The organism is Streptomyces prunicolor (assembly GCF_045162825.1).
Lineage (GTDB): Bacteria > Actinomycetota > Actinomycetes > Streptomycetales > Streptomycetaceae > Streptomyces > Streptomyces prunicolor.
Genome location: NZ_CP108676.1, coordinates 2,387,501 through 2,409,330, shown reverse-complemented (window position 1 = coordinate 2,409,330; position 21,830 = coordinate 2,387,501). Strand labels below are relative to the sequence as shown.

The 21,830-nt window shown below is 69.7% G+C and carries 21 protein-coding genes and 1 pseudogene; 13 read left to right on the top strand and 9 right to left on the bottom strand.

The window, feature by feature from the left end:
• Positions 1–73: 73 nt before the first annotated feature.
• The 4 genes from OG588_RS10790 to OG588_RS10775 all read left to right on the top strand — a co-directional run bounded on the left by OG588_RS10790 (position 74) and on the right by OG588_RS10775 (position 2,581).
• Positions 74–1,423 (top strand): CynX/NimT family MFS transporter, encoded by a 1,350-nt coding sequence (locus OG588_RS10790; RefSeq protein ID WP_405947082.1) that lies wholly within the window; start codon positions 74–76, stop codon positions 1,421–1,423.
• Positions 1,424–1,471: 48 nt separating this feature from the next.
• The gene (locus OG588_RS10785; RefSeq protein ID WP_019060691.1) at positions 1,472–1,588 is read left to right on the top strand and encodes an SGM_5486 family transporter-associated protein; all 117 of its coding nucleotides are present in this window, start codon (positions 1,472–1,474) and stop codon (positions 1,586–1,588) included.
• A gap of 184 nt (positions 1,589–1,772) precedes the next feature.
• A complete protein-coding gene (locus OG588_RS10780) occupies positions 1,773–1,979 on the top strand; it encodes a hypothetical protein (protein WP_405947081.1) in 207 nt (68 codons plus the stop codon).
• A 77-nt stretch (positions 1,980–2,056) separates the two neighbouring features.
• Positions 2,057–2,581: a histidine phosphatase family protein gene (locus OG588_RS10775; RefSeq protein ID WP_266875288.1), complete on the top strand. Its 525-nt coding sequence runs from the start codon at positions 2,057–2,059 to the stop codon at positions 2,579–2,581.
• A gap of 161 nt (positions 2,582–2,742) precedes the next feature.
• Here OG588_RS10775 and serB read toward each other — a convergent pair whose 3' ends face one another.
• Both serB and OG588_RS10765 read right to left on the bottom strand, forming a co-directional pair.
• Positions 2,743–3,951, bottom strand: a complete 1,209-nt coding sequence (gene serB / locus OG588_RS10770; RefSeq protein ID WP_405947080.1) for a phosphoserine phosphatase SerB — start codon at positions 3,949–3,951, stop codon at positions 2,743–2,745.
• Between the two features lie 405 nt (positions 3,952–4,356).
• On the bottom strand, positions 4,357–6,696 hold the full coding sequence (locus tag OG588_RS10765) for a streptophobe family protein (protein WP_405947079.1): 2,340 nt from the start codon (positions 6,694–6,696) through the stop codon (positions 4,357–4,359).
• A 240-nt stretch (positions 6,697–6,936) separates the two neighbouring features.
• Between OG588_RS10765 and OG588_RS10760 the strand changes: the two genes are divergently transcribed.
• Complete coding sequence (locus OG588_RS10760; RefSeq protein WP_405947078.1) at positions 6,937–9,456, top strand: FHA domain-containing protein; 2,520 nt, start codon at positions 6,937–6,939, stop codon at positions 9,454–9,456.
• Positions 9,457–9,558: 102 nt separating this feature from the next.
• On the opposite strand, the gene OG588_RS10755 is transcribed toward OG588_RS10760, so the two are convergent.
• The 3 genes from OG588_RS10755 to OG588_RS10745 form a co-directional block, all read right to left on the bottom strand.
• Positions 9,559–10,323 (bottom strand): transglycosylase SLT domain-containing protein, encoded by a 765-nt coding sequence (locus OG588_RS10755; RefSeq protein WP_405947077.1) that lies wholly within the window; start codon positions 10,321–10,323, stop codon positions 9,559–9,561.
• 298 nt (positions 10,324–10,621) lie between these two features.
• Positions 10,622–11,731: an S-adenosylmethionine:tRNA ribosyltransferase-isomerase gene (locus tag OG588_RS10750; RefSeq protein ID WP_405947076.1), complete on the bottom strand. Its 1,110-nt coding sequence runs from the start codon at positions 11,729–11,731 to the stop codon at positions 10,622–10,624.
• Positions 11,728–12,423: an SDR family NAD(P)-dependent oxidoreductase gene (locus OG588_RS10745; protein ID WP_405947075.1), complete on the bottom strand. Its 696-nt coding sequence runs from the start codon at positions 12,421–12,423 to the stop codon at positions 11,728–11,730. The genes OG588_RS10750 and OG588_RS10745 overlap by 4 nt, the downstream gene beginning before the upstream one ends.
• A gap of 184 nt (positions 12,424–12,607) precedes the next feature.
• Between OG588_RS10745 and OG588_RS10740 the strand changes: the two genes are divergently transcribed.
• From OG588_RS10740 to OG588_RS10725, 4 genes are all read left to right on the top strand, one after another.
• A complete protein-coding gene (locus OG588_RS10740) occupies positions 12,608–13,753 on the top strand; it encodes a GAF domain-containing sensor histidine kinase (RefSeq protein ID WP_405947074.1) in 1,146 nt (381 codons plus the stop codon).
• Positions 13,746–14,387, top strand: a complete 642-nt coding sequence (locus OG588_RS10735) for a response regulator transcription factor (RefSeq protein ID WP_019060701.1) — start codon at positions 13,746–13,748, stop codon at positions 14,385–14,387. The genes OG588_RS10740 and OG588_RS10735 overlap by 8 nt, the downstream gene beginning before the upstream one ends.
• 166 nt (positions 14,388–14,553) lie before the next feature.
• On the top strand, positions 14,554–14,793 hold the full coding sequence (locus tag OG588_RS10730; protein WP_019060702.1) for a chaplin: 240 nt from the start codon (positions 14,554–14,556) through the stop codon (positions 14,791–14,793).
• Between the two features lie 214 nt (positions 14,794–15,007).
• Positions 15,008–15,247 (top strand): chaplin family protein, encoded by a 240-nt coding sequence (locus OG588_RS10725; protein WP_033286425.1) that lies wholly within the window; start codon positions 15,008–15,010, stop codon positions 15,245–15,247.
• A gap of 236 nt (positions 15,248–15,483) precedes the next feature.
• Here OG588_RS10725 and OG588_RS10720 read toward each other — a convergent pair whose 3' ends face one another.
• Positions 15,484–16,272: a hypothetical protein gene (locus tag OG588_RS10720; protein WP_318015465.1), complete on the bottom strand. Its 789-nt coding sequence runs from the start codon at positions 16,270–16,272 to the stop codon at positions 15,484–15,486.
• Positions 16,273–16,302: 30 nt separating this feature from the next.
• Here OG588_RS10720 and OG588_RS10715 point away from each other — a divergent pair.
• The 3 genes and pseudogenes from OG588_RS10715 to OG588_RS10705 all read left to right on the top strand — a co-directional run.
• Positions 16,303–16,929: pseudogene (locus OG588_RS10715) on the top strand (ABC transporter ATP-binding protein); the annotation flags it as partial.
• A gap of 343 nt (positions 16,930–17,272) precedes the next feature.
• Positions 17,273–17,707 carry an NfeD family protein gene (locus OG588_RS10710; RefSeq protein WP_405947073.1) on the top strand — a complete coding sequence of 145 codons (435 nt, stop codon included), beginning with the start codon at positions 17,273–17,275 and terminating at the stop codon, positions 17,705–17,707.
• 174 nt (positions 17,708–17,881) lie between these two features.
• Positions 17,882–18,841 (top strand): SPFH domain-containing protein, encoded by a 960-nt coding sequence (locus tag OG588_RS10705; protein WP_405947072.1) that lies wholly within the window; start codon positions 17,882–17,884, stop codon positions 18,839–18,841.
• Positions 18,842–18,908: 67 nt separating this feature from the next.
• Here the strand turns inward: OG588_RS10705 and OG588_RS10700 are convergent, their stop codons facing one another.
• The 3 genes from OG588_RS10700 to OG588_RS10690 all read right to left on the bottom strand — a co-directional run bounded on the left by OG588_RS10700 (position 18,909) and on the right by OG588_RS10690 (position 20,923).
• Positions 18,909–19,415 carry an HNH endonuclease gene (locus OG588_RS10700; RefSeq protein ID WP_393050195.1) on the bottom strand — a complete coding sequence of 169 codons (507 nt, stop codon included), beginning with the start codon at positions 19,413–19,415 and terminating at the stop codon, positions 18,909–18,911.
• 145 nt (positions 19,416–19,560) lie between these two features.
• Positions 19,561–20,100: a YbhB/YbcL family Raf kinase inhibitor-like protein gene (locus OG588_RS10695; protein WP_405947071.1), complete on the bottom strand. Its 540-nt coding sequence runs from the start codon at positions 20,098–20,100 to the stop codon at positions 19,561–19,563.
• Between the two features lie 40 nt (positions 20,101–20,140).
• The gene (locus OG588_RS10690; RefSeq protein WP_366091661.1) at positions 20,141–20,923 is read right to left on the bottom strand and encodes a sporulation protein; all 783 of its coding nucleotides are present in this window, start codon (positions 20,921–20,923) and stop codon (positions 20,141–20,143) included.
• A gap of 137 nt (positions 20,924–21,060) precedes the next feature.
• On the opposite strand from OG588_RS10690, the gene OG588_RS10685 reads away from it, so the two are divergent.
• A complete protein-coding gene (locus OG588_RS10685) occupies positions 21,061–21,702 on the top strand; it encodes a DNA-3-methyladenine glycosylase (RefSeq protein ID WP_019060711.1) in 642 nt (213 codons plus the stop codon).
• Positions 21,703–21,830: the final 128 nt, after the last annotated feature.

The window sequence follows — 21,830 nt, the reverse complement described above, 5'->3', positions numbered from 1 at the left end:
TCGCATGTGCGGGGCGGGAGCGGGCCACCCGGGGATGGACAACCAATCATCCCATCATTCTATGATGGGCGGCATGGCAAGCGAGGAAACCCGGACACTGAAGTCCACGACGAACGTCAGCGGCAACGTCGACAGCTCGGCCGCGAGCGACTCCCCGGCGCCGACAGGAAAGCGGACCGGGACGCAGCCCGAGAAAGCGTCCACGCGCGCGTGGACGACGCGTCTGCTCGTCCTCGGCATCGTGCTGGCCGCGCTGAACCTCCGCCCCGCCATCACCAGCCTCGGTGCCCTCCTCGAAGAGGTCCGCGACGGGCTCGGCATGAGCGGCAGCGTCGCCGGACTGCTCACCTCCGTACCCCCGCTGTGCTTCGCCGTCTTCGGCGTCATGGCCCCGCGCCTCGCCCGCCGCTTCGGCCCGCCCGCGGTGGTCTGCGCGGGCATGGTCCTCATCACCGCGGGCCTGCTCATACGGCCCTACATAGGCGGCACGGTCGGCTTCCTGATCGGCAGCGCCCTCGCGCTCATGGGCATCGCGGTCAGCAACGTCCTCATGCCGGTGATCGTCAAGCGCTGGTTCCCCGACCGGGTCGGCTCCATGACCGGCCTCTACTCGATGGGTCTGGCCCTCGGCACGGCTTCCGCAGCCGCGGTCACCGTGCCCATCACCGATGCCCTGGGCGGCAGTTGGCGCTCCGGCCTGGCCGTGTGGGCAGCACTGGCCGCCGCCGCCGTACTGCCGTGGATCGCTCTTGTACGACACCGGGAGGTGCCCTCCGGAGCGGAGGCAGCCGGGGAACAGCGCTCCCGCGCGCGGGACGCCGAGCAGGCGCAGCCGGTGCTGCGGATCACCCGCAGCCGAACCGCCTGGGCGCTCGCCGTGTTCTTCGGGCTCCAGGCCACCGCCGCCTACATCACGATGGGCTGGATGGCGCAGATCTTCCGGGACGCGGGGGTCTCCGCGGGCACCGCCGGACTGCTGCTCGCCGTCACCATGGTGATGGGCGTGCCGCTGGCCTTCGTCATCCCGCGCGTGGCCACCCGGCTGCCTCGGCAGGGCCCGATCGTGATCGCCCTCGGCGTCTGCGGCCTCGCCGGATACGCGGGCCTGTACCTCGCGCCGGCCGGCGGCGCCTGGGCCTGGGCGGTACTGCTCGGCATCGCCAACTGCTCCTTCCCGCTGGCCCTGACGATGGTCGGGATGCGGGCCAGGACCGGTGCGGGCGTCGCCCAGTTGTCGGCCTTCGCGCAGAGCACCGGGTATCTGATCTCCATCCCGGGGCCGCTCCTGGTCGGCGTGCTCTACCAGCACAGCGGCGGCTGGGGGCTGCCGATCGCGCTCATGGCCGGCCTGATGGTCCCGCAGATGGTTGTCGGCGTCCTCGCGGGGCGCAACCGCACGGTGGAGGACGAGGCGGCCCGCTGACCTCACCCCGGCGGACGTGGCGTCGTCGGTGGGTGCGAGACTTGCCGTATGCCAGTGCTCGACCCGAACCCCCAGAACGGCCAGCGGAAGATGCTCATCGTCTTCGGTTCGTTCTTCGCCATCTTCATCGTCATCGCCATCATCGCGACGATCGCGTCCCCGTGACCACGTGCCCGTGAACGCGCCTCCGCGGGCCGATGGTGGGGTTGTCCCCACCATCCCCTAGGGGGTGAGGCTCAGGGTCAAGTGGGTGGATCTCCGGATGGGTTGGGGGCCGCGGGTTCCGTAACTTCGAGATGTGACCGCGAGAAGCGGATCGCGGACCACTCGGAGACCAGCGGAGGCACCCATGTCGGCCCCAACGCACACCCGGCCCCTCCCGGCGACCACGGGCGGCGTCGACATCAGGCTGCCGTGGTGGGCTCTCGCCCTGCCGGCGCTCGCGTTCGTCGTGCTGCTCGTGATGATGCTCAACCCGACGGACGCGCAAGCGGCGACCTCGGACCCGATGATCACCCAATTGTTCGAGCGCGTGCAGCAGCTCATAGCCCGCTGAGCACCCGTTGTGCACGTGCGGAGCCGCCCGGTCAACTCCCTGCGCCCCATGGCCTGTTTCATGCGAAGCTGGATCCCATGAGCGTCGCAGAATCCCGCAGGATTGTCCTCTTCCGGCATGCGAAAGCCGACTGGCCCGAGGTGACCGATCACGAGCGACCGCTCGCTGAGCGCGGTCGCCTGGACGCGGCCACGGCCGGAAGTAGACTGGCCGACACCGGCATCCCCTTCGATCTGGCCCTCTGCTCCACGGCGGTCCGGACCCGGGAGACCTGGAAGCTCGCGGTCCACGAGCTCGCGCACCGGCCGAAAACCGTCTACGAGGAGCGGCTCTACGAGGCCTCGCCCGGCGAGCTGATCGCGGTGCTGAACGAGACGCCGGACGACGCGCGGAACGTGATCCTCGTCGGCCACAACCCGAGCGTGCAGGGCCTGGCCGAGATCCTCCCGGGCGCGGGAGCGGGTTCCGGCGAGGCCCGTGAGTGGCTGGACCGCCGTGGGTTCGCGACCGCCGGTTTCGCCGTCCTGTCCTTCACGGGTTCCTGGAAGGCGCTGGAGCCGGGCGTGGCCACGCTGGACGACTACTGGGCGCCGTCGGAGTAACCCCGCGGACCTGTAGCCCGTAACCCTGCAGACCCGTAGCCCGTAGCCCGTAGCCCGTAGCTCCGCAGACCCATAGCCCCGCAGCTCTGCGGACTCGTACGACAAAGAAAGGGCCCGGCACCATGCGGTGCCGGGCCCCCGAAAGTCGTGCGAGGCCGGGATCAGTCCTCGTCGTGCGTGTCCGCGGCCTCGACCTCTTCGCGGGTGACGCCCAGCAGGTACAGCACGGTGTCGAGGAACGGCACGTTCACCGCGGTGTGCGCGGCCTCCCGTACGACCGGCTTCGCGTTGAAGGCGACACCGAGACCGGCCGCGTTGAGCATGTCCAGGTCGTTGGCGCCGTCGCCGATCGCCACGGTCTGTGCGAGCGGTACGCCCGCCTCGGCGGCGAAGCGGCGCAGCAGCCGCGCCTTGCCCGCGCGGTCGACGATCTCGCCGGTGACCTTGCCGGTCAGCTTGCCGTCGATGATCTCCAGGGTGTTGGCCTGGGCGAAGTCGAGCCCGAGCCGGTCCTTGAGGTCGTCGGTGACCTGGGTGAACCCGCCTGATACGACGCCGACTTGGTAGCCGAGTCGCTTGAGCGTACGGATGAGGGTGCGGGCGCCCGGTGTCAGGCGCACCTCGCTGCGCACCTTGTCGACGACCGACGCGTCCAGCCCCGCCAGCAACGCCACGCGCGCGTGCAGCGACTGCTCGAAGTCCAGCTCCCCGCGCATCGCGGCGGCGGTGACCTCGGCGACCTCGCCCTCGCAGCCGGCGTGCGCGGCGAAGAGTTCGATGACCTCGTCCTGGATGAGCGTGGAGTCGACGTCCATGACGACCAGCCGCTGGGCCCGCCGGTGCAGCCCCGCCGCCACGACGGCGATGTCGACGCCGAACGTCGCCGCGTGAGTCACGAGGGCGGTGCGCAGGGGCTCGGTCTCCACGCCGGACACCGCGAACTCCACTGCTGTCACGGGGTACTTGGCGAGCCGGAAGATTCGGTCGATGTTGCCGCCGGCCTTGGTGATGCGGGCGGCGATCGCGGCGGTGGACTCCGCGGTGAGGGGGTGGCCGAGCACGGTCACGAGCGAACGCCCGAGCCCACGCGGCCGGTTGTCGCCGAGGCCGGAGATGATCTCCGCCTGCATCTTCATCGACTCGGCCCAGCTGTGCACGGTGGCCCGCAGACCCCCTTCGAGCCCGGCGGGCGGCGGCGTCACGAGCGCGCACAGCACCATCCGGCCACGCGTGACGACCTGCTCGATGTCGACCACGTCGACGGAGTAGGCGGCGAGGGTGTCGAAGAGTCCGGCCGTGATGCCCGGCCTGTCCTTGCCGAAGATCTTGACGAGGAGAGTGGGGACGTCAGAGGTCTGCGAAGCGCTCATGGTGTACCCACCGTATCCGGCACGGAGTGCCTTATGCCGCAGAGGTCCGCCTAGCGGACACGGAACAGTGGGTGTCGGGTCGGTGGCGCGAATCTTACGAGGCGATCACGAAGGGGCGGTGACCTGGTCAGGAGTGGGCTGTGGGTGGTCGAGAGTCGGCTGAGGGGCGGTCAGGAGACGCGTTGAGGTGATCGCGGGGAGGTGTGGTGCCGATCAGGGATTGGCCGGTCGTTGGGCGAGAGGTGATTGGTGGGGCGCCGGGTGCGGGGATACGGCCGGACGGGTGGGGTGCAGGGGGTTGGGCTGCTGGGTTGTCTGGCTGTCGGGTCGTGGGGATGCCGCTACCTCTTGCCCCACGTCTTCTCCGACATCGCCCACGGCCGGCTCACCCGGCGCCGACGTGGATCACCGGCGTCCCTTGGGCCTACCCGGAGGCGGAGGCGGTGGTGGCGGGGGCGGGGGCGGAGGAGGAGGTTGCCCACCGTCCGAGTCGTCCCCCGGCCAGTCCCGCGAACGTGCCCCGGGCCGACGCCGGGGCGACCGGGACGGCGGTTCGTAGGACTGGGCCATGGTCGGAGCGCCGTACATGTCGGCGGGCGGCGAAGGGATGCCGGGCGACTGCGGGTCGTCGTAGGGGCGAGTGCCGTCGTCAGGCGGGACGGCTCCGCCCGACTGCGAGCTTCCGGGATACGGGCCTACTCCACCGGGCCCTGCGGCTCCGGGCACTGGGCCGGCCCCGAACTGCCCGGCGTTTCCCGGAGGTTGAGGGCCGCTGCCGGGCCGCGGGCCTCCGCCGGGCGGCCGACCGCCTTCCCGCGGCGCCCGTGCGCCGGGTGGCCACCCACCCTCCTGAGCCGAGCCCGCGTCCGGCGGCCACCCCGGTCCACGGGACCGAGCCCCACCGCCAGGCATGGCACCGCTAGGCCCCGAAGCACCTGGCCCCGCACCCTCAGACCCCGAACCTCTGGGCCCTGCCCCGCCCCCTTGCCCCGGTGGCTTCCCACCAGGCCAGGGTCCACTCGGCGGCGGCCTGCGGTCTTCCGGTTGCCGTAGCTCATCGGGCAGTTGCAGATACGGGTTGGTCTCGGGGTTCGGCGCGCGGTAGGGCGAACTGGGCACGTAGGGCCCAGGGTCCCCGGCGCTCGCCGGATGCCCTGCATGTCCCACACCCCCCGCAGGCTGCGCGTGTTCCGGATACCCCGGCTGCCCCGGCGCCCAGGCATCCGACCCGGACCCGGAATCCGTCCCCGACCCCGTCCCCGGAACCGATCCCACCGTCCCCAAGTCACCCCGTGCCAACCGCGAAGCCTGCCGCCCCGCAGCCCCGGTCGCGTACGCGAGCAACCCCCCGAGGAACCCCGCCCCCGCACCCCACACCGCACCGAGCACCAACGCCATCCCCAGCTGCCCGTGCAACTCGATCCCCGCACCGAACGCGTCGAACCCCAGCACCGACAGCGACGCGTCCACCGACACATCCGTCAGCCACGCCAGCAACGGCAACGTCAGCGCGGTGACGACCCCAAGCCGTAAACCACACCGCCCGGCGAAACCGAGAGCACTCCCGCGAATCCCCGCAACACCGCGCTCACCGGCACCGGCACGATCAGAGCCGCTCCCCGGCCCCGCCCCCAAGGGCGTCCGCACCGCCGTCAACACCCCCGCCAGCAACATCATCAGCGCCGCCGCAACCCCCAACAGCCATACCCGGCTGTCCAGTTCGGCCAGCCGCCCCAACGTCACCGGCTGGTCGGACTTCACGCTGAGGAGTTGGTCCAGGGGATGGGGGAGGAGTTTTGCCAGTTCGCCCGTCGCCCTGCCGTCCCAGGGAACGAAGAGGCCGATCGGGATGCCGAGCCAGACTCCGTTGGGGGCGCCAAGGAGCGCGGCGCCGGCAATTCGCTTCGGGTGGTCGTCGCCGATCGCCGCGTACACCGCCGCCGCGAGCCCCGCCGCCACCGCGACCAGCAGTACCGCCACGAGCGCGGACGCGGCCGGGCGTACGACACGATGGACGGCCTCCCAACCGCGCGGCAAAGGAGTTCGGCGCGAGGCCAACAGCGCGATCAGCAGGATGCCGGCCGACCAGCCGAGGCCGCCCAGCAACGTCGGCGCCGTGTCGACCGTGAAGCCCACCGCCGCCTTCGCCTTGACCAGGTCGCTGATCTTGCCCGGCAGCAGCCCGCCGATGTCACCGATGTCGCCGAGGCCGGGGATGCTCAGCCCGCCGCCGTTCCCTCCACCGCCGCCCGTCAGTTTGTCGAGGCCGAGTTTGCTGCCGTCGATCGTGATGACATCGTGCCCGGCCCAGGCCAGCCCACCCAGCATCGCCACGAAGAGCGCGATCACCGAGCCCACGCGCGCGAGGAGTTCGGCCGGGGCGATCACAACTCCGGCCGCCCGCAGGGACCGTAGGAAGAAGTACGAAAGAAGCAGTGCTCCCACCAGGCTCACGCCCAACGGCGTGATCGTCACCGCCGTGGTCGCCTGGGCGCCGGTCAGGCCGAAGGCGGAGACGTCGCCGGTCGGGGTGACCGACCCGCCCGCACCGAGGGCGACCACCGCCGCGGTCATGGGCCCGAGCGAGCCCGTCGCGTCGGCGCCCAGCAGGTGCAGGCCGAGCGCGGCCGTGCCCGCCATGCCTATCAGCGCCCAGCTCACCGCGGCGATCGCGGACAGCAGGACGTCGACCCAGGGCACCCTCGTGTCGTAGTTCGGCGTCCTGACACTCGTAGCTGAGCTCATGGCAGACCCCCCGATCCGCGGCGCGGTGCGGACACCACGCATGTCCCCCTCGCGTGGATTACCACTCTCCGGGCCGGTTTCAACCCCGTCAACGGAACCGACGGAAGCGTATGGACGTGGTCTTCACAAGGCCCGACTTTCGGTCAGGGGGTGCAGCCTGAAATAGTTCCCGACGATGTTCGCCATCCCTAGACTCCCTGTGATGGGGGTAACTCGGGGGACTACTCAGTGGGGCATGGAGTGCCGGAACTCGTACTGGAATTGAATGGACGGACCTGGACGCTCGACGCGTCCAGGCCCTACACCCTCGGACGTGATCCGCAGGGGGATGTCGTGGTCGACGACGCCAGGGTCTCCTGGCGGCACGCCACGATCAGCTGGAGCGGCCGGAGTTGGGTCATCGACGACCACGGCAGCACCAACGGCACGTTCGTGCAGGGCCAGCGCATCCATCAGATGGAGATCGGCCCCGGCTCGTCCGTGCACCTGGGCAACGCGACCGACGGCCCGCGGCTGAGCCTGTCCGGCGCCGCGGCCTCCGTGGCGAGCCCGCAGGCCCAGCCGCAGCAACAGCCGTACGCCGCACAGGGCGCGAGCCCCGGCTGGGCCCAGCAGGCACCGCCGCAACAGGCCCCGGCGCAGACGCCTGAGCAGCAGCGCTACCAGCCGCCGTCGGCCGCCGCCCAGATTCCGCAGCAGCCGGGACCCGGTGTCGGCGCGGGGGCGCCGCCGGTCTACGGCGACCGCAGCCCGACCACGTTCCACCAGTTCTCGCTGGGCCGCGTGATGCGCATCGGCCGTGCGCTGGAGAACGAGTTGGTGGTCTCCGACCTCCAAGTCTCGCGCCACCACGCCGAGTTCCACGCGACGCCCGACGGCCGCTTCGAGATCCGCGACCTGGGCTCGCACAACGGCACGTACGTCAACGGCCAGCCGATCACCAAGGGCGGCTCGGCGCTGCTGGGCCCGAACGACATCGTCGGCGTCGGCCACTCGACGTTCCGGCTGGTCGGGGACCGGCTCGAAGAGTTCGTCGACACCGGTGAAGTCTCCTTCTCCGCCCGGCACTTGACGGTGACGGTCGACGGCGGCAAGCAGATCCTGAAGGACGTCTCCTTCGGCGTACCGGAGAAGTCGCTGATCGCGGTCATCGGCCCGTCGGGCTCCGGCAAGTCGACCCTGCTGAAGGCGCTCACCGGCTACCGGCCCGCCAACCAGGGCGACGTCCTCTACGACAACCGGAACCTCTACAAGCAGTTCGCCGAGCTGCGCCAGCGCATCGGTCTGGTCCCGCAGGACGACATCCTGCACAAGGAACTGACCGTCAAGAAGGCCCTCAAGTACGCCGCCAAGCTGCGCTTCCCCGCCGACACCACCGGCGCCGAGCGCGAGGCCCGTATCGACGAGGTGCTGCGCGAGCTGAAGCTCGACATCCACAAAGAGAAGAAGATCACCTCCCTCTCCGGCGGCCAGCGCAAGCGCGTCTCGGTCGCCCTGGAACTCCTCACCAAGCCCTCGCTGATCTTCCTGGACGAGCCCACCTCGGGCCTCGACCCGGGCATGGACCGCGATGTCATGCAGCTGCTGCGCGGCCTCGCCGACGACGGCCGCACGGTCCTCGTCGTCACCCACTCCGTGGCCGAACTGGCCATCTGCGACAAGCTGTTGGTGATGGCTCCGGGCGGCAGCGTCGCCTACTTCGGCCCGCCCGAGGAGGCGCTGAACTTCTTCGGCTACGACACCTGGGCCGACGTCTTCTCCGCCTTCGAGAACTACCGCGACTACGACTGGGCGGGCCGCTGGAAGGGCTCGCAGCACTACCAGATGTACGCCGCCGACATCGACGCGATTGCGCCGCAGTCCGTACAGATGCCTCCGATGCAGGCGATGAAGCCGCCGAAGCCGCAGGGCTGGATGTCCCAGTTCGTCACGCTGGTGCGCCGCTATGTCGGGGTGATCGCCTCCGACAAGGGCTTCCTGGCCCTGATGGTGATCCTGCCGGCCGTCCTGGGCGCGGTGAGCCTGCTCATCGACTCGGGCAACAGCCTGCTGCCCAACCCGGCCCGGGCGAACGGCACCATCATCCCGAACGGCACGGCCACCACCGTCCTGCTGATCCTCGCGGTCGGAGCCTGCTTCGCCGGAGCGGCCAACTCCGTCCGCGAACTGATCAAGGAACGGGTCATCTACGAACGGGAGCGCGCGACCGGCCTCTCCCGCTCGGCGTACCTGATGTCGAAGGTGTTCGTGCTCGGTGTGATCACCGCGCTGCAGGGCCTGATGGTCGGTGTCATCGGCTTCGCGAGCCGGGAGATCCCCAAGCAGGGCCTGGTCCTCGGCAGCCAGACCATGCTCGAACTCTGCATCCCGATCATGGGTCTCGGCTTCACCGCGATGATGTTCGGCCTGATCATCTCCGCACTCGTGAAGACGGCCGAGAAGACCATGCCCCTGCTGGTCATGTTCGCGATCATCCAGGTCGTGTTCACCGGCTGCCTGTTCACCCTGAACGGCGCGGTCGGCGTCAACCAGTTTTCGTACCTGATGCCCTCGCGCTGGGCGGTCGGTGCCGCGGGCGCCACGCTGGACTTCAACAAGATCAGCCCGCCCAAGCCCGGCGACGCCACCGACCCGCTGTGGGAGCACACCGTCGGCGCCTGGGGCATGGACATGGCCGCCCTGATCGCCCTCGGCGTGATCTGCGGCTTCTTCGTGGCCCGCTTCCTGCGCCGCCACGAGCCCGAGGTCATGCGCAAGTAGTTCTTCCCGTACGACGCCGAAGGGCGGCACCCCTCACACGGGTGCCGCCCTTCGGCGTCGATACCGAGACCCAGAGGTCCGCCGGAGGCCTCGGTACGCGTCTCAGTACGCGCTGTTGACGTTGTCGATCGAGCCGTACCGGTCGGCCGCGTAGTTGGCGGCGGCGGTGATGTTGGCGACCGGGTCGTAGATGTTCGACGAGGTACCGGAGACGTGGTAGGCGTTGAACGTCGGCTGGATGACCTGGAGCAGACCGATCGACGGGGTGCCGTTGACCGCGTTGACGTCCCAGCCGTTGATGGCGCTCGGGTTGCCCGAGGACTCCCGCATGATGTTCTTGTACAGGCCGTTGTACGAGCCCGGGATGCCCTTCTGCTTCATGATCGCCAGCGCGTGGTTGATCCAGCCGTTGAGGTTGTTGGCGTACGTCGTCGCGGCGACGGGCTGGAGCTTGACGCGCTCGGTGGAGCGGCTCGCGGCCTTCTTGGCCTTGCGCGCGGCCTCCGCCTTCTTCTTGGCGGCGGCCTCGGCGGCGGCCTTCTTCTTCGCGGCGGCGTCGACCTTGGCTTTCGCGGCCTTCGCCTTGGCGTCGGCCTTCGCCTGGATCGCCTCGGTCTTCACGCCGGCACCGGCGAGCTGGTCGGTGACGCTGGCCTTGACGCCCTTGATGGGCTCCGTGCTGTACGCGACCTTCGTCGAGGCCGCGGCGTCGCTCGTGGTCGTCCCCGCGTCGCTGGGCACCGCGGAGAAGGCGAGGGCGGCGGCGCCGAGCGTGGCGACACCGGCGAGCGCGATCTTGTGCTGCTTGTTCAGCTTGTTCAGCTTGGTCAGGCGACTATGACCAGGAGTGTTCGAGTTCTTGGGCATGGCGGATGGACCTCTTCGAATTGCGCGGAGGTCGCTCACCGTCCGGCGGGGACGCGGGTGCTTCCGGCACAAACGCCGCGGACGGGATCCACGGCGCTGAGCGACGGCTGCAATTCTTAGCGGCCGCAAAAACCCCTGGCAAAGGTGTGACGTACGATCCCGGGTAGTTGACCGGTCCAGGGCAAAACGGGACAGACAGGGCCGTCTGTCCCGCTCAAGGGGGGCGCCTATATCTCCTATGTCCGCTAGTACGTGATCTGCGCCCTATGTGCGGGGTCACATCGACCGCACATCAACCTCACTCCGAGTTGCTGGAGCAACGCGCCGCGTGAGGGCCCTCCTCCGGGAGGATGAGATGCACGTCCCCGAACTCGTGCCACAGGTAGAGCCCCCGCAGCGCCTCCTCATAACTCCGGCCTACGGCGGCCCGCCCGGCGACCGCCTCCAGCATCAGCAGATGCGAGGCCTCCGGCTCGTGCAGCCCCGTCAGCAGCCCGTCCACCACCCGCACCCCCCGCTCCGGCGTCACGACGAGATCGGTCCACCCCGCACGCGCGCGTACGACCCCGTCGTCCCCGGCGGCCGACTCGACGGCTCGCACGGCGGTGGTCCCGACCGCGATCACCCGGCCGTCTCCGGCCCGGGCCGCGTTGATCAACCGGGCCGACACCTCCGACACCGCGAACCGCTCCGGATACGGCGGCTCCTGCACCTCGGCCGAGGCCACCCCGGTGTGCAAGGTGATCGGCGCGAACTGCACCCCCCGACTCACCAGCTCCGCCACCAGCCGCGCGGTGAAGGGCCGAGCCGCACTGGGCATCTCCGCACTGCCCGTCCCGTCCTCCGTAGGCAGCGAGAACACCGTCTGGTAGACGGAGAGCGGCTGATCGCGCTCCGTATAGGAGTAACGGATGGGCCGCCCATGCTCCCGGAGCAGCGCGGGCACGCCGGTCCCCGGCGTTTCTGGATGCGACACCCCCGACACCCGCCCCCACCACAACCGCTCACCGCGCGCACTCAGCGGCTCCTCCAGGACCAGCCGCACACCTCCGGGCAGCCGCACCTGCGTCCCCTCCGGGCCGCCCGCACGCGCGCGTGTGGTGCCCTTCCCGTCCGGCTCGCGCAGTTCGACCGCCCACCGTCCGTCATCGCCCCGGGTGGAGAAATGCACCACCACGCGTGCGTGCCCGATCCACCCGTCCACCGCCGCGGCGAGCGTCGGCGACGTGTTCACGACCAACAGATCCCCGGCCCGCAGCAGCCGCGGCAGCTCCGCGAACACGTGATGCGACACCTCGGTACCGCGCGACACGAGCAGTCGTACGGCATCCCGGTCGAGCCCGGGCCCGCGCTGCTCGGCGGGCACACGCGCGGACAGCTCGTCCGGGACCCGCACGGCCACTGTCATCGCTCCTCCAGGAGGGCCGGCGCCCCGTAGCGCCCGCTCGCCGGACGCTCGTCCAGCAGCCGTAGAAAGGCCGGTACTACGGAGGTCGGCGACGGCCGCGGATCGTCGTCGTCCGGTACGGCCGCCGCGTACAGGTCGGTGCCCATGTCCCCGGGGTCGACCGCCCAGACCCGCAGCCTGGGCTCCTCGGCGCCGAGCACGGCCGCAAGATGGTCGAGGGCCGCCTTGGACGCCCCGTAGCCGCCCCATGTCTCGTAGGCCTCGGCCGCCGCGTCCGAGCTGACCGCGATCACCGCACCCGCCCGCGAGGCCCGCAACAGCGGCAACGCCTCCTGGACCAACCCCAGCGCGGCCACCACGTTCACCTCCAGCGCCCGCCGCAGCCCGTCCAGGGTCAGCTCCTCAAGGCGTACGAGCGGCTCGGCGCCCAGCGCGCTCGCGTTGCTGACGACCAGGTCGACGCCGCCCAGCTTCCCCGCCGCGGCCACCAGCTCCGCGCGGTGCGCGGCATCCGTGACGTCCCCGGGAAAGGCTTCCACGCGCGTGCCGTACGCGGCGACGGCCACCGCGGCGTCTGTGAGCACCCCCTCGGTCCTGGCGTCGAGCACCAGGTCCCAGCCCCGCGCGGCCAGCGCCTCGGCGAGTGCCCGCCCCAGCCCCTTCGACGCCCCCGTGATGATCGCTACCGACATGACACACGTCCCCTCGTCCACTACGCCTCCGTCGGCGTGCCCCCAACGTAGGAACGGGATCGCCTCCGCCGCGTCGGACGTCGGCCGCAGTCCACCGGGGCCCTTCGCCCTAGGTCCACCGGACCAGACGACGGCCGCCACCAGCCCGATCCGCACTGTCGGACCCCGCCGGTACCGTGAGGACATGAGTCAAGGTCCACGGTCCGGCCTCGCGGCGGTGAGTACCGCACTGCTGGCCATGAGCAGGCACCTTGAGGTGCGCGACGTCCTCAAGACGATCGTCGCCTCGGCCCGCGAGCTGCTCGACGCGCAGTACGCCGCGCTCGGCGTCCCCGACGACCACGGCGGCTTCGCCCAGTTCGTGGTCGACGGCGTCAGCGACGCCCAGTGGAAGGCCATCGGCCCGCTCCCGCGCCAGCACGGCATCCTCGCCTCGATGCTGCACGAGGCCAAGGCCGAGCGCCTCGCGGACGTACGCAAGGACCCGCGCTTCGAGGGCTGGCCCTCGGCCCACCCCGACATGTCCGACTTCCTGGGCCTGCCCATCCGCGACGACGACGAGGTCATCGGCGCACTCTTCCTCGCCAACAAGAACTGCCCGAAGCGGGACGGCAGTTGCGGCTTCACGGAGGAGGACGAGGAGCTGCTCGCCATCCTCGCCCAACACGCCGCCATCGCCCTCACCAACGCCCGCCTGTACGAGCGCAGCCGCGAGCTGACCATCGCCGAGGAGCGCTCCCGCCTGGCCCACGAACTGCACGACGCGGTGTCCCAGAAGCTGTTCTCGCTCCGCCTCACCGCACAGGCCGCCGCCACCCTCGTGGACCGCGACCCCTCCCGGGCCAAGGGCGAACTCCAGCAGGTGGCCGCGCTCGCCGCCGAGGCAGCCGACGAACTGCGCGCCGCCGTCGTCGAGTTGCGCCCCGCCGCCCTCGACGAGGACGGACTGAGCGCCACCCTGCGCACCCAGATCCAGGTCCTCGACCGCGCCCACACCGCACGCGTGACCTTCACCGGCCGCGGCTTCCGCGCCCTGCCAGCCGCCCAGGAGGAGGCCATGCTCCGCGTCGCCCAGGAGGCCCTGCACAACGCACTGCGCCACTCCGGCGCGGACCACGTCGCCGTGACCCTGGAGCGACGCGGCTGCGGAGCGGTCCTACGGATCACCGACGACGGCAGCGGCTTCGAACCCCAGTCGATCCGACGCGCGGGACGCCACCTCGGCCTGGTCTCCATGCGGGACCGGACGAACGGCGTCGGCGGCACGCTGACCGTGGAATCGGCGCCCGGAAAGGGCACCACGATCGAGATGGAGGTCCCCGGTGGCTGACGCAATCAAGGTGCTGATCGTCGACGACCACCAGGTCGTCCGCCGGGGCCTGCGCACCTTCCTGGAGGTGCAGGACGACATCGAGGTCGTCGGCGAGGCGGCCGACGGCGCCGAAGGAGTCGCCCGCACCGAGGAGTTGAAGCCCGACGTCGTTCTCATGGACGTCAAGATGCCGGGCATGGACGGCATCGAGGCCCTGCGCAAGCTCCGCGAACTCGACCACCCCGCGCGCGTGTTGATCGTCACCAGCTTCACCGAACAGCGCACGGTGATCCCGGCTCTGCGCGCGGGCGCCGCCGGTTACGTCTACAAGGACGTGGACCCGGACGCCCTGGCCGGCGCCATCCGTTCCGTCCACGCGGGCCACATCCTGCTCCAACCCGAGGTCGCCGGCGTCCTGTTGTCCCAGGAGGAGTCCAACTCGGGGCAGGGGAGAGGCGGTTCGCTCACCGAGCGGGAGCGCGAGGTGCTCGGCCTGATCGCCGACGGCCGCTCCAACCGCGAGATAGCCCGCGCCCTGGTGCTCTCCGAGAAGACGGTCAAGACCCACGTCTCGAACATCCTGATGAAGCTCGACCTGGCGGACCGCACCCAGGCCGCGCTGTTCGCCGTACGCCACGGTCTGACCAGGTGAGCGGTGTCGCAGTGGTGGCATGACGGCAACACGGAGCGTCTCGTTCCGGGCTGAGATTCATACCGTCGTGGGAATGTCCCTCGAATGGCGCATCCTTCGTGGATCTCCGCCGTTCTCCAGTGCGTGCCGCGGCGCCTGCCGCGGTGATCGCTAGGAGGGCTCAGAAGTGAAGAACCTGAAGAAGGCAGCGGCCGTGACGATGGTGGCCGGCGGGCTGGTAGCCGCCGGTGCCGGGCTGGCCTCCGCCGACGGTCTGGCGAACGGCCAGGCCGCCGGTTCGCCCGGCGTCGCCTCGGGCAACGTCGTCCAGGTCCCGGTGCACGTCCCGGTCAACGCGGTCGGCAACAGCGTGAACGTCATCGGCGTCCTGAACCCCGCCTTCGGCAACCTGGGCGTCAACCAGTGACGCACGTCGCCCCGCGACAGTGACCTCCGGCCTCCCAGGGCACTCCCTGGGAGGCCGGTCTGCTCGTCACCTGGTCACCTGGTCGGCTTGTCGCGCCAATGATCCGAACGGGCAGTCAAACGCGGATGTCCGTGCCGTTTCCGCCGTTCCGTGCGTTGATCAGCGCACGACCCGCGGCCGGGTCGGTCACGCAATCGCAGGAGGAACGCTTCCCATGAACATCGCCAAGAAGGCCGCTGTGGCCCTCACCGTCGCCGGTATCGCCGCCGGCGCCTCCGCCGGTGCCGCTTTCGCCGACGCCGGTGCCGACGGCGCGGCCGTGAAGTCCCCGGGTGTCGGTTCGGGCAACGCCGTCCAGGTCCCGGTCCACGTCCCGGTCAACGTCGTCGGCGACAGCGTCAACGTCATCGGCCTGCTGAACCCCGCGTTCGGCAACAAGGGCATCAACGACTGACGCCCACAGCACTGAAGAGGGGCCCCACGAGTCAACGACGACTCGCGGGGCCCCTCCTTGTGACACCTGAAGCGAAGTCAGGCTTTCTGCGCGGGCTCGCCTTTCAACCCAGGCCGGCATTGTTCAGCCCGTCCGGCGTTTGAGGACGAGGCCCGTTCAGGGCCGAACGGGGGTCTGGGGGCAGAGCCCCCAGAAGACGCCCACACCAACACAGGGCAACCATCGCAACGAAACGCTCACCGCACCCCCTTCTCCCGCTCCTCCACAACGGAGTTGTACGCAGCCACCTGAGCCCGCCGAGCCGTCCGCTCCACCGGCCGCAACGCCTCGGCCCGCGCCCCCATCTCGGACGCGCTCACCGCACCCCCGGGCCCGTTCTCGTAAGCCACGGACACCAACAACCCCACCCGCTGCGCAAGCTCCAGCACCCGCACCGCCCGCGGCGGATACCCCGGCGCCAACACCTCCCGCCCCCGCTCCGCCCGCGCCCGATACGCGTCGACCGCAGCCTCGGCCACCGGTCCGGACCCGGCGACGTCGAGCCGCGACAACACCGCTGTCGCGTCGCGCAGCGCCTCCGCCAGCTCCCGCTCGGCCTCCCCGAGCGAGGGCACATCGGCGGGCGGCGCCTCCCGCACTGGCAGGCAGTGCCACACGACCTCGACATGGACGTCACCGGCGGGACCGGCCTCGTACACCTCGGGAACGAGGCCGAGCGCGACGCCGTAGCAGATCACCGCCTCCTCGGCCTCCAGTGCGCGGGCGTTGAAGGCGGGCGGGCCGCTCAGCCCCAGGGGGTGTCCCGACGTGGGCAGCGCCACCCGCAGGCCGGTCGCCCCGAGGGTGCGCAGCCGTCCCAGCGCGAGGGTGAGTCCGACGGGTGCCGACTCGCCCGGCAGCCCCTCCACCCGGTGCACGGCGTCCTCGCCCACGATGGCGAGGACGGCGTCGTCCGGCGAGACAAGTCCGGCCAACAGGGCATTTCCCCAGGCGGCGAGGCGTCCTGAGCGTGGTTCCGAAAGCATGGCGTCCACCCTAAGGACAGGACCGATGGAATGGACCGCCCGGCCGGTGGCGTAGATTTCTTCGAGGGCTGCGCCTACCGGCGCACGCGACAGCCGAGACAGGCCGACGATGCAATGGGAGACAGCGCGCTCATGAGCGATGTTCTGGAGCTGGAGGACGTAACCGTGGTCCGGGAGGGCCGGGCTCTGGTGGACCAGGTCTCCTGGTCGGTCAAGGAGGGCGAGCGCTGGGTCATCCTCGGCCCGAACGGCGCCGGCAAGACCACGCTCCTGAACGTCGCGTCCAGCTACCTGTTCCCCAGCAGCGGCACCGCCACCATCCTCGGCGAGACCCTCGGCAAGGTCGACGTCTTCGAACTGCGCCCCCGCATCGGCGTCGCCGGCATCGCCATGGCCGAGAAGCTCCCCAAGCGCCAGACCGTCCTGCAGACCGTCCTGACCGCGGCTTATGGCATGACCGCGGGCTGGAACGAGGACTACGAGGACGTCGACGAGCAGCGCGCCCGCGCCTTCCTCGACCGCCTCGGCATGAGCGACTACCTGGACCGCAAGTTCGGCACGCTGTCCGAGGGCGAGCGCAAGCGCACCCTCATCGCCCGCGCCCTGATGACCGACCCCGAGCTGCTGCTCCTCGACGAGCCCGCCGCCGGCCTCGACCTCGGCGGTCGCGAGGACCTCGTACGCCGGCTCGGCCGCCTCGCCCGTGACCCGATCGCCCCCTCCATGATCATGGTCACGCACCACGTCGAGGAGATCGCCCCCGGCTTCACCCATGTCCTGATGATCCGTCAGGGCAAGGTCCTCGCCGCGGGCCCGCTGGAGCTCGAACTCACCGCCCGCAACCTGTCGTTGTGCTTCGGTCTCCCGCTCATCGTGGAGCAGGTCGGCGACCGCTGGACCGCTCACGGTCTCCCCATGGCCTGAACTGCCTTGTAAGAAGCGGGTGTAGGGACATATGCGCCCTGTCCGTGACGGGACCCGCAGCCCTACCATTGACGATGTGAACGACATCGACGCATGGGTGTGGTGGCTCGTCGGCGCGGCAGCACTCGGGATCCCCCTCGTGGTGACCGCGATGCCGGAATTCGGCATGTTCGGCGTGGGCGCCGTCGCCGCCGCGGTGACCGCCGGGATCGGCGGGGGCATCGTCGTCCAGGTCCTCGTCTTCGTCGTCGTCTCGGTCGCCCTCATCGCGGTCGTACGACCCATCGCGACCCGGCACCGCGCGACGCTGCCCCAACTCGCCACGGGCATCGATGCCTTGAAGGGCAAACGGGCCGTCGTCCTGGAGCGCGTGGACAGTTCCGGCGGCGGCCGGATCAAGCTGGCCGGAGAGATCTGGTCGGCCCGCTCGCTCGACACCGACCGCGCCTATGAACCGGGCCAGGAGGTGGACGTCGTGGAGATCGAGGGAGCCACCGCGATCGTCATCTGACCTCGCAGGACTCAACCGACGATCTCGCAGGACACGACTGATGACCTGGCAGGTCTCAACTGAACCGAACAGCACACGAGTTGCGTGACGGTCTGACAGACTCGACCAGCAAGATCTTCAACAACCATAAGATCTTCCGAAAGCGCCGAGGCGGAGAAGGGTACGGGGAGCACGATGGAACCGGTCATCATCGTCTTGATCATCCTGGTGGTGTTGGTCTTCATCGCTTTGATCAAGACGATCCAGGTCATCCCGCAGGCAAGTGCCGCGATCGTCGAGCGATTCGGTCGCTACACACGGACACTCAACGCGGGACTCAACATCGTCGTCCCGTTCATCGACACGATCCGCAACCGCATCGACCTGCGCGAACAGGTCGTACCGTTCCCGCCGCAGCCGGTGATCACCCAGGACAACCTGGTCGTCAACATCGACACGGTCATCTACTACCAGGTGACGGACGCGCGGGCCGCGACCTACGAAGTGGCCAGCTACATCCAGGCGATCGAGCAGCTCACGGTCACCACGCTCCGCAACATCATCGGCGGCATGGACCTGGAGCGGACCCTGACCTCCCGCGAGGAGATCAACGCGGCCCTGCGCGGAGTCCTCGACGAGGCGACGGGCAAGTGGGGCATTCGCGTAAACCGCGTCGAGCTCAAGGCAATTGAGCCCCCCACCTCCATCCAGGACTCGATGGAGAAGCAGATGCGCGCCGACCGTGACAAGCGCGCCGCGATCCTCACCGCGGAAGGTACGCGCCAGGCCGCCATCCTCACCGCCGAAGGTGAGAAGCAGTCCCAGATCCTGCGCGCCGAAGGTGAGGCCAAGGCCGCGGCCCTCCGCGCCGAGGGTGAGGCCCAGGCCGTCCGCACGGTCTTCGAGGCGATCCATGCGGGCGACGCCGACCAGAAGCTCCTCTCCTACCAGTACCTCCAGATGCTGCCCAAGATCGCTGCAGGTGACGCCAACAAGCTCTGGATCGTCCCCAGCGAAATCGGCGACGCCCTCAAGGGCCTCTCCGGCGCCATGGGCAACGTGGGCCCGTTCGGCGGCGGTTCGGGCGGCGGCGGAGGCAACTCCGGCAACTCGGACGGCAATTCGGAACGCCGAGAGAAGCCGTCCATCGACTGACGGGTCGTAGCCACGACACTGGGGCCCACCTCCCGCAGGAGATGGGCCCCAGTTCTGCTCACGCGCTCTACGCGGCCGGCTGGATCAACCACTCCGGCAGCGCATCGAAGTCCTCGGTCCCCAGTGCCAACAGCATCGCGTCAGCGGGCGTCGGCTCGAACGGCTGCCGCAGCAACGGCATCCCCGCCTGCTCCGGAGTCCGCGCCGCCTTGCGATGGTTGTCCTCCGCACACGAGGCCACCGTATTCAGCCAGGAGTCCTGACCGCCCTGCGCCCTCGGCACCACGTGGTCGACCGTCGTCGCCCGCCTGCCGCAGTACGCGCACCTGTGCCGGTCCCGGACCAGCACACCGCGCCTCGACCAGGGAGCTTGTCTTCGGAACGGCACCCTGACATACCTGCACAGCCGGATCACCCGGGGGACCGGTATATCGACCTCGGCTCCGCGCATCCGCAGTTCGGGGTGGGCCTGCTCGACGACAGCCTTGTCCTGCAGCACCAGAACGACGGCTCGATTCAACGACACCGTCGACAGCGGCTCGAAGCTCGCGTTCAGCACCAGCGTGTCCCGCATCCAGCCCACCTCCCATGTGCAACCGGCCCACCGCACGGCGGGCTTGGATCAACTCTGGCCGGGCATGCCGAGATGGACAACGCAATAAAAAATGCCCGCCCCTGATCAATTCCAAGACCAGAGGCGGGCAAACGTTCTATGAAGGTCAGTCTTCGGCGGGCGCTTCGTACTCACCGATCAGCTGGGCACGCGCCAGCGCGTGGAACCGCAGGTTGAAACCGACGACCGCCGGAGAAACGTCCGAGTCCGGACCAAGTTTCTCCGCATCCACGGCGTACACCGTGAACACATAACGGTGCGACCCGTCCCCGGGCGGCGGCGCGGCACCGCCGAAGTCCTTCGACCCGTAGTCGTTGCGCACCTGTACGGCGCCCTCCGGCAGTCCCTCGAACTTGCCGCTGCCCGCACCCTCCGGCAGCTCGGTCACCGAGACCGGGATGTCGAACACGGTCCAGTGCCAGAACCCGCTCCCCGTAGGGGCGTCCGGGTCGTAACAGGTCACGGCGAAACTCTTGGTCTCGGGCGGGAAGCCCTCCCACCGCAGCTGCGGCGAGGTGTTGCCGGCCGCGTAGACCTGAGCGTCCTTGAGCTTCGCCCCCGGTTCGACGTCCTCACTCGTCACCGTGAACGCCGGCACGGGCGGGTGGAAGTCATGGGGGAGCGGCCGCCGCTTGAGCTCGGTCACCTCGGTACCTCCTGATCGGTTTCTTCAGTGGATACCGAGCCTAGAACCAGTTGCGCTTGCTGCCGACCTCGGACAGCCACTGGTTGAGGTACGCCGCCCAGTCGGTCCCCTGGAAGTCGTGCAGACCCACCTGGAAGGACCGGAAGGTGTCACTGCCCTCGCTGAACAGGCCCGGCTTCTTGTCCATCTCCAGGATGACGTCCATCGCGTTCTCGTCGGCCACGAAGCTCAACTCGACCTGGTTCAGCCCGCGGTACTGCGACGGCGGGTAGAACTCGATCTCCTGGTAGAACGGCAGCTTCTGCCGCGTCCCCCGGATGTGACCGCGCTCCATGTCCGCGTTCTTGAAGCGGAAGCCGAGCCGGATGAAGGCGTCCAGGATCGCCTTCTGCGCCGGCAGCGGGTGCACGCTGACCGGGTCGAGGTCACTGGAGTCCACGGCCCGCGCGATCGCCAGCTCGGTGCTCACCCCGATGTGCATCCCGCGCAGCGGCTGGCCGTCGATCATCGTGACCGGCGTCTCCCAGGGGATCTCCAGCCCGAACGGCACGTTGTGCGCGGCACCCGCCTGCAACTCGAAGGCACCGCCCAGCCGCACCTTCGTGAACTCGATGTCCTGCTTGTACTCCTGGTCGCCGCTCTCGATCTCGACCTTGGCCTGCAGTCCGACCGAGAGCCCCTGGATCTCCTGGGCGACGGACCCGCCCTGGATCCGAACCTCGCCCTGGACGACCCCGCCCGGAACGACGTTGACCTCGGTCAGCACCGTCTCCACCGAAGCCCCGCCGGCCCCCAGGCTCGCGAGCAGCTTCTTGAACGCCATGACTCTCCCTTTACGTATGGACCCTTGATCCCTACAAACGCGAACCGACCGCGCCCGGTTCCGCGCCACACCCTGGCAAGCGGACGGAACCTTGACCACCCCTTGGCACAAGCGCGCCTGGACTACGCTCGGACGCCATGATCGCGCCCCCGGACCGTATGCCACTCCCCAGAGAGTTCTTCGACCGCCCTGTACTGGAGGTCGCCCCCGACCTCCTGGGCCGCATCGTCGTCCGTACGACCCCCGACGGCCCGATCGTCCTGCGCATCACAGAGGTCGAGGCCTACGACGGCGGCAACGACCCCGCGTCCCACGCATATCGGGGTCCGACCGCCCGCAACGGCGTGATGTTCGGTCCGCCTGGGTACGTGTACGTCTACTTCACCTACGGCATGTGGCACTGCATGAACCTGGTGTGCGGTCCGGAGGGCACGGCAAGAGGGGTCCTGCTTCGCGCCGGCGAGATCGTCGAGGGCGCCGAACTCGCGCGCAAACGTCGACTCTCGGCCCGAAATGACAAAGAACTGGCCAAAGGCCCCGCCCGCCTGGCCACCGCCCTGGACGTAGACCGCTCCCTGGACGGCACGGACGCGTGCACCACGGGCGAGACACCCTTGAGGATGCTGGCCGGTACACCCGTCCCCTCCCATCAGGTAAGCAACGGTCCCCGCACCGGAGTGTCCGGCGAGGGCGCCGTCCACCCATGGCGGTTTTGGATCACCAACGACCCTACGGTTAGCCCGTATCGGGCTCATACGCCGCGACGTCGGCCAAGTTGACGCGTCTTGGCGGGGTGCGTAATGTAGCCCGAGCCGCTTGACCCGGGTACGGCATTCGCCAGCAGCCGGAAGCGGCCAACCCACTACCTACGACTCCCTCTCAGCAGGGGCGCATTCAGCATGTCCGC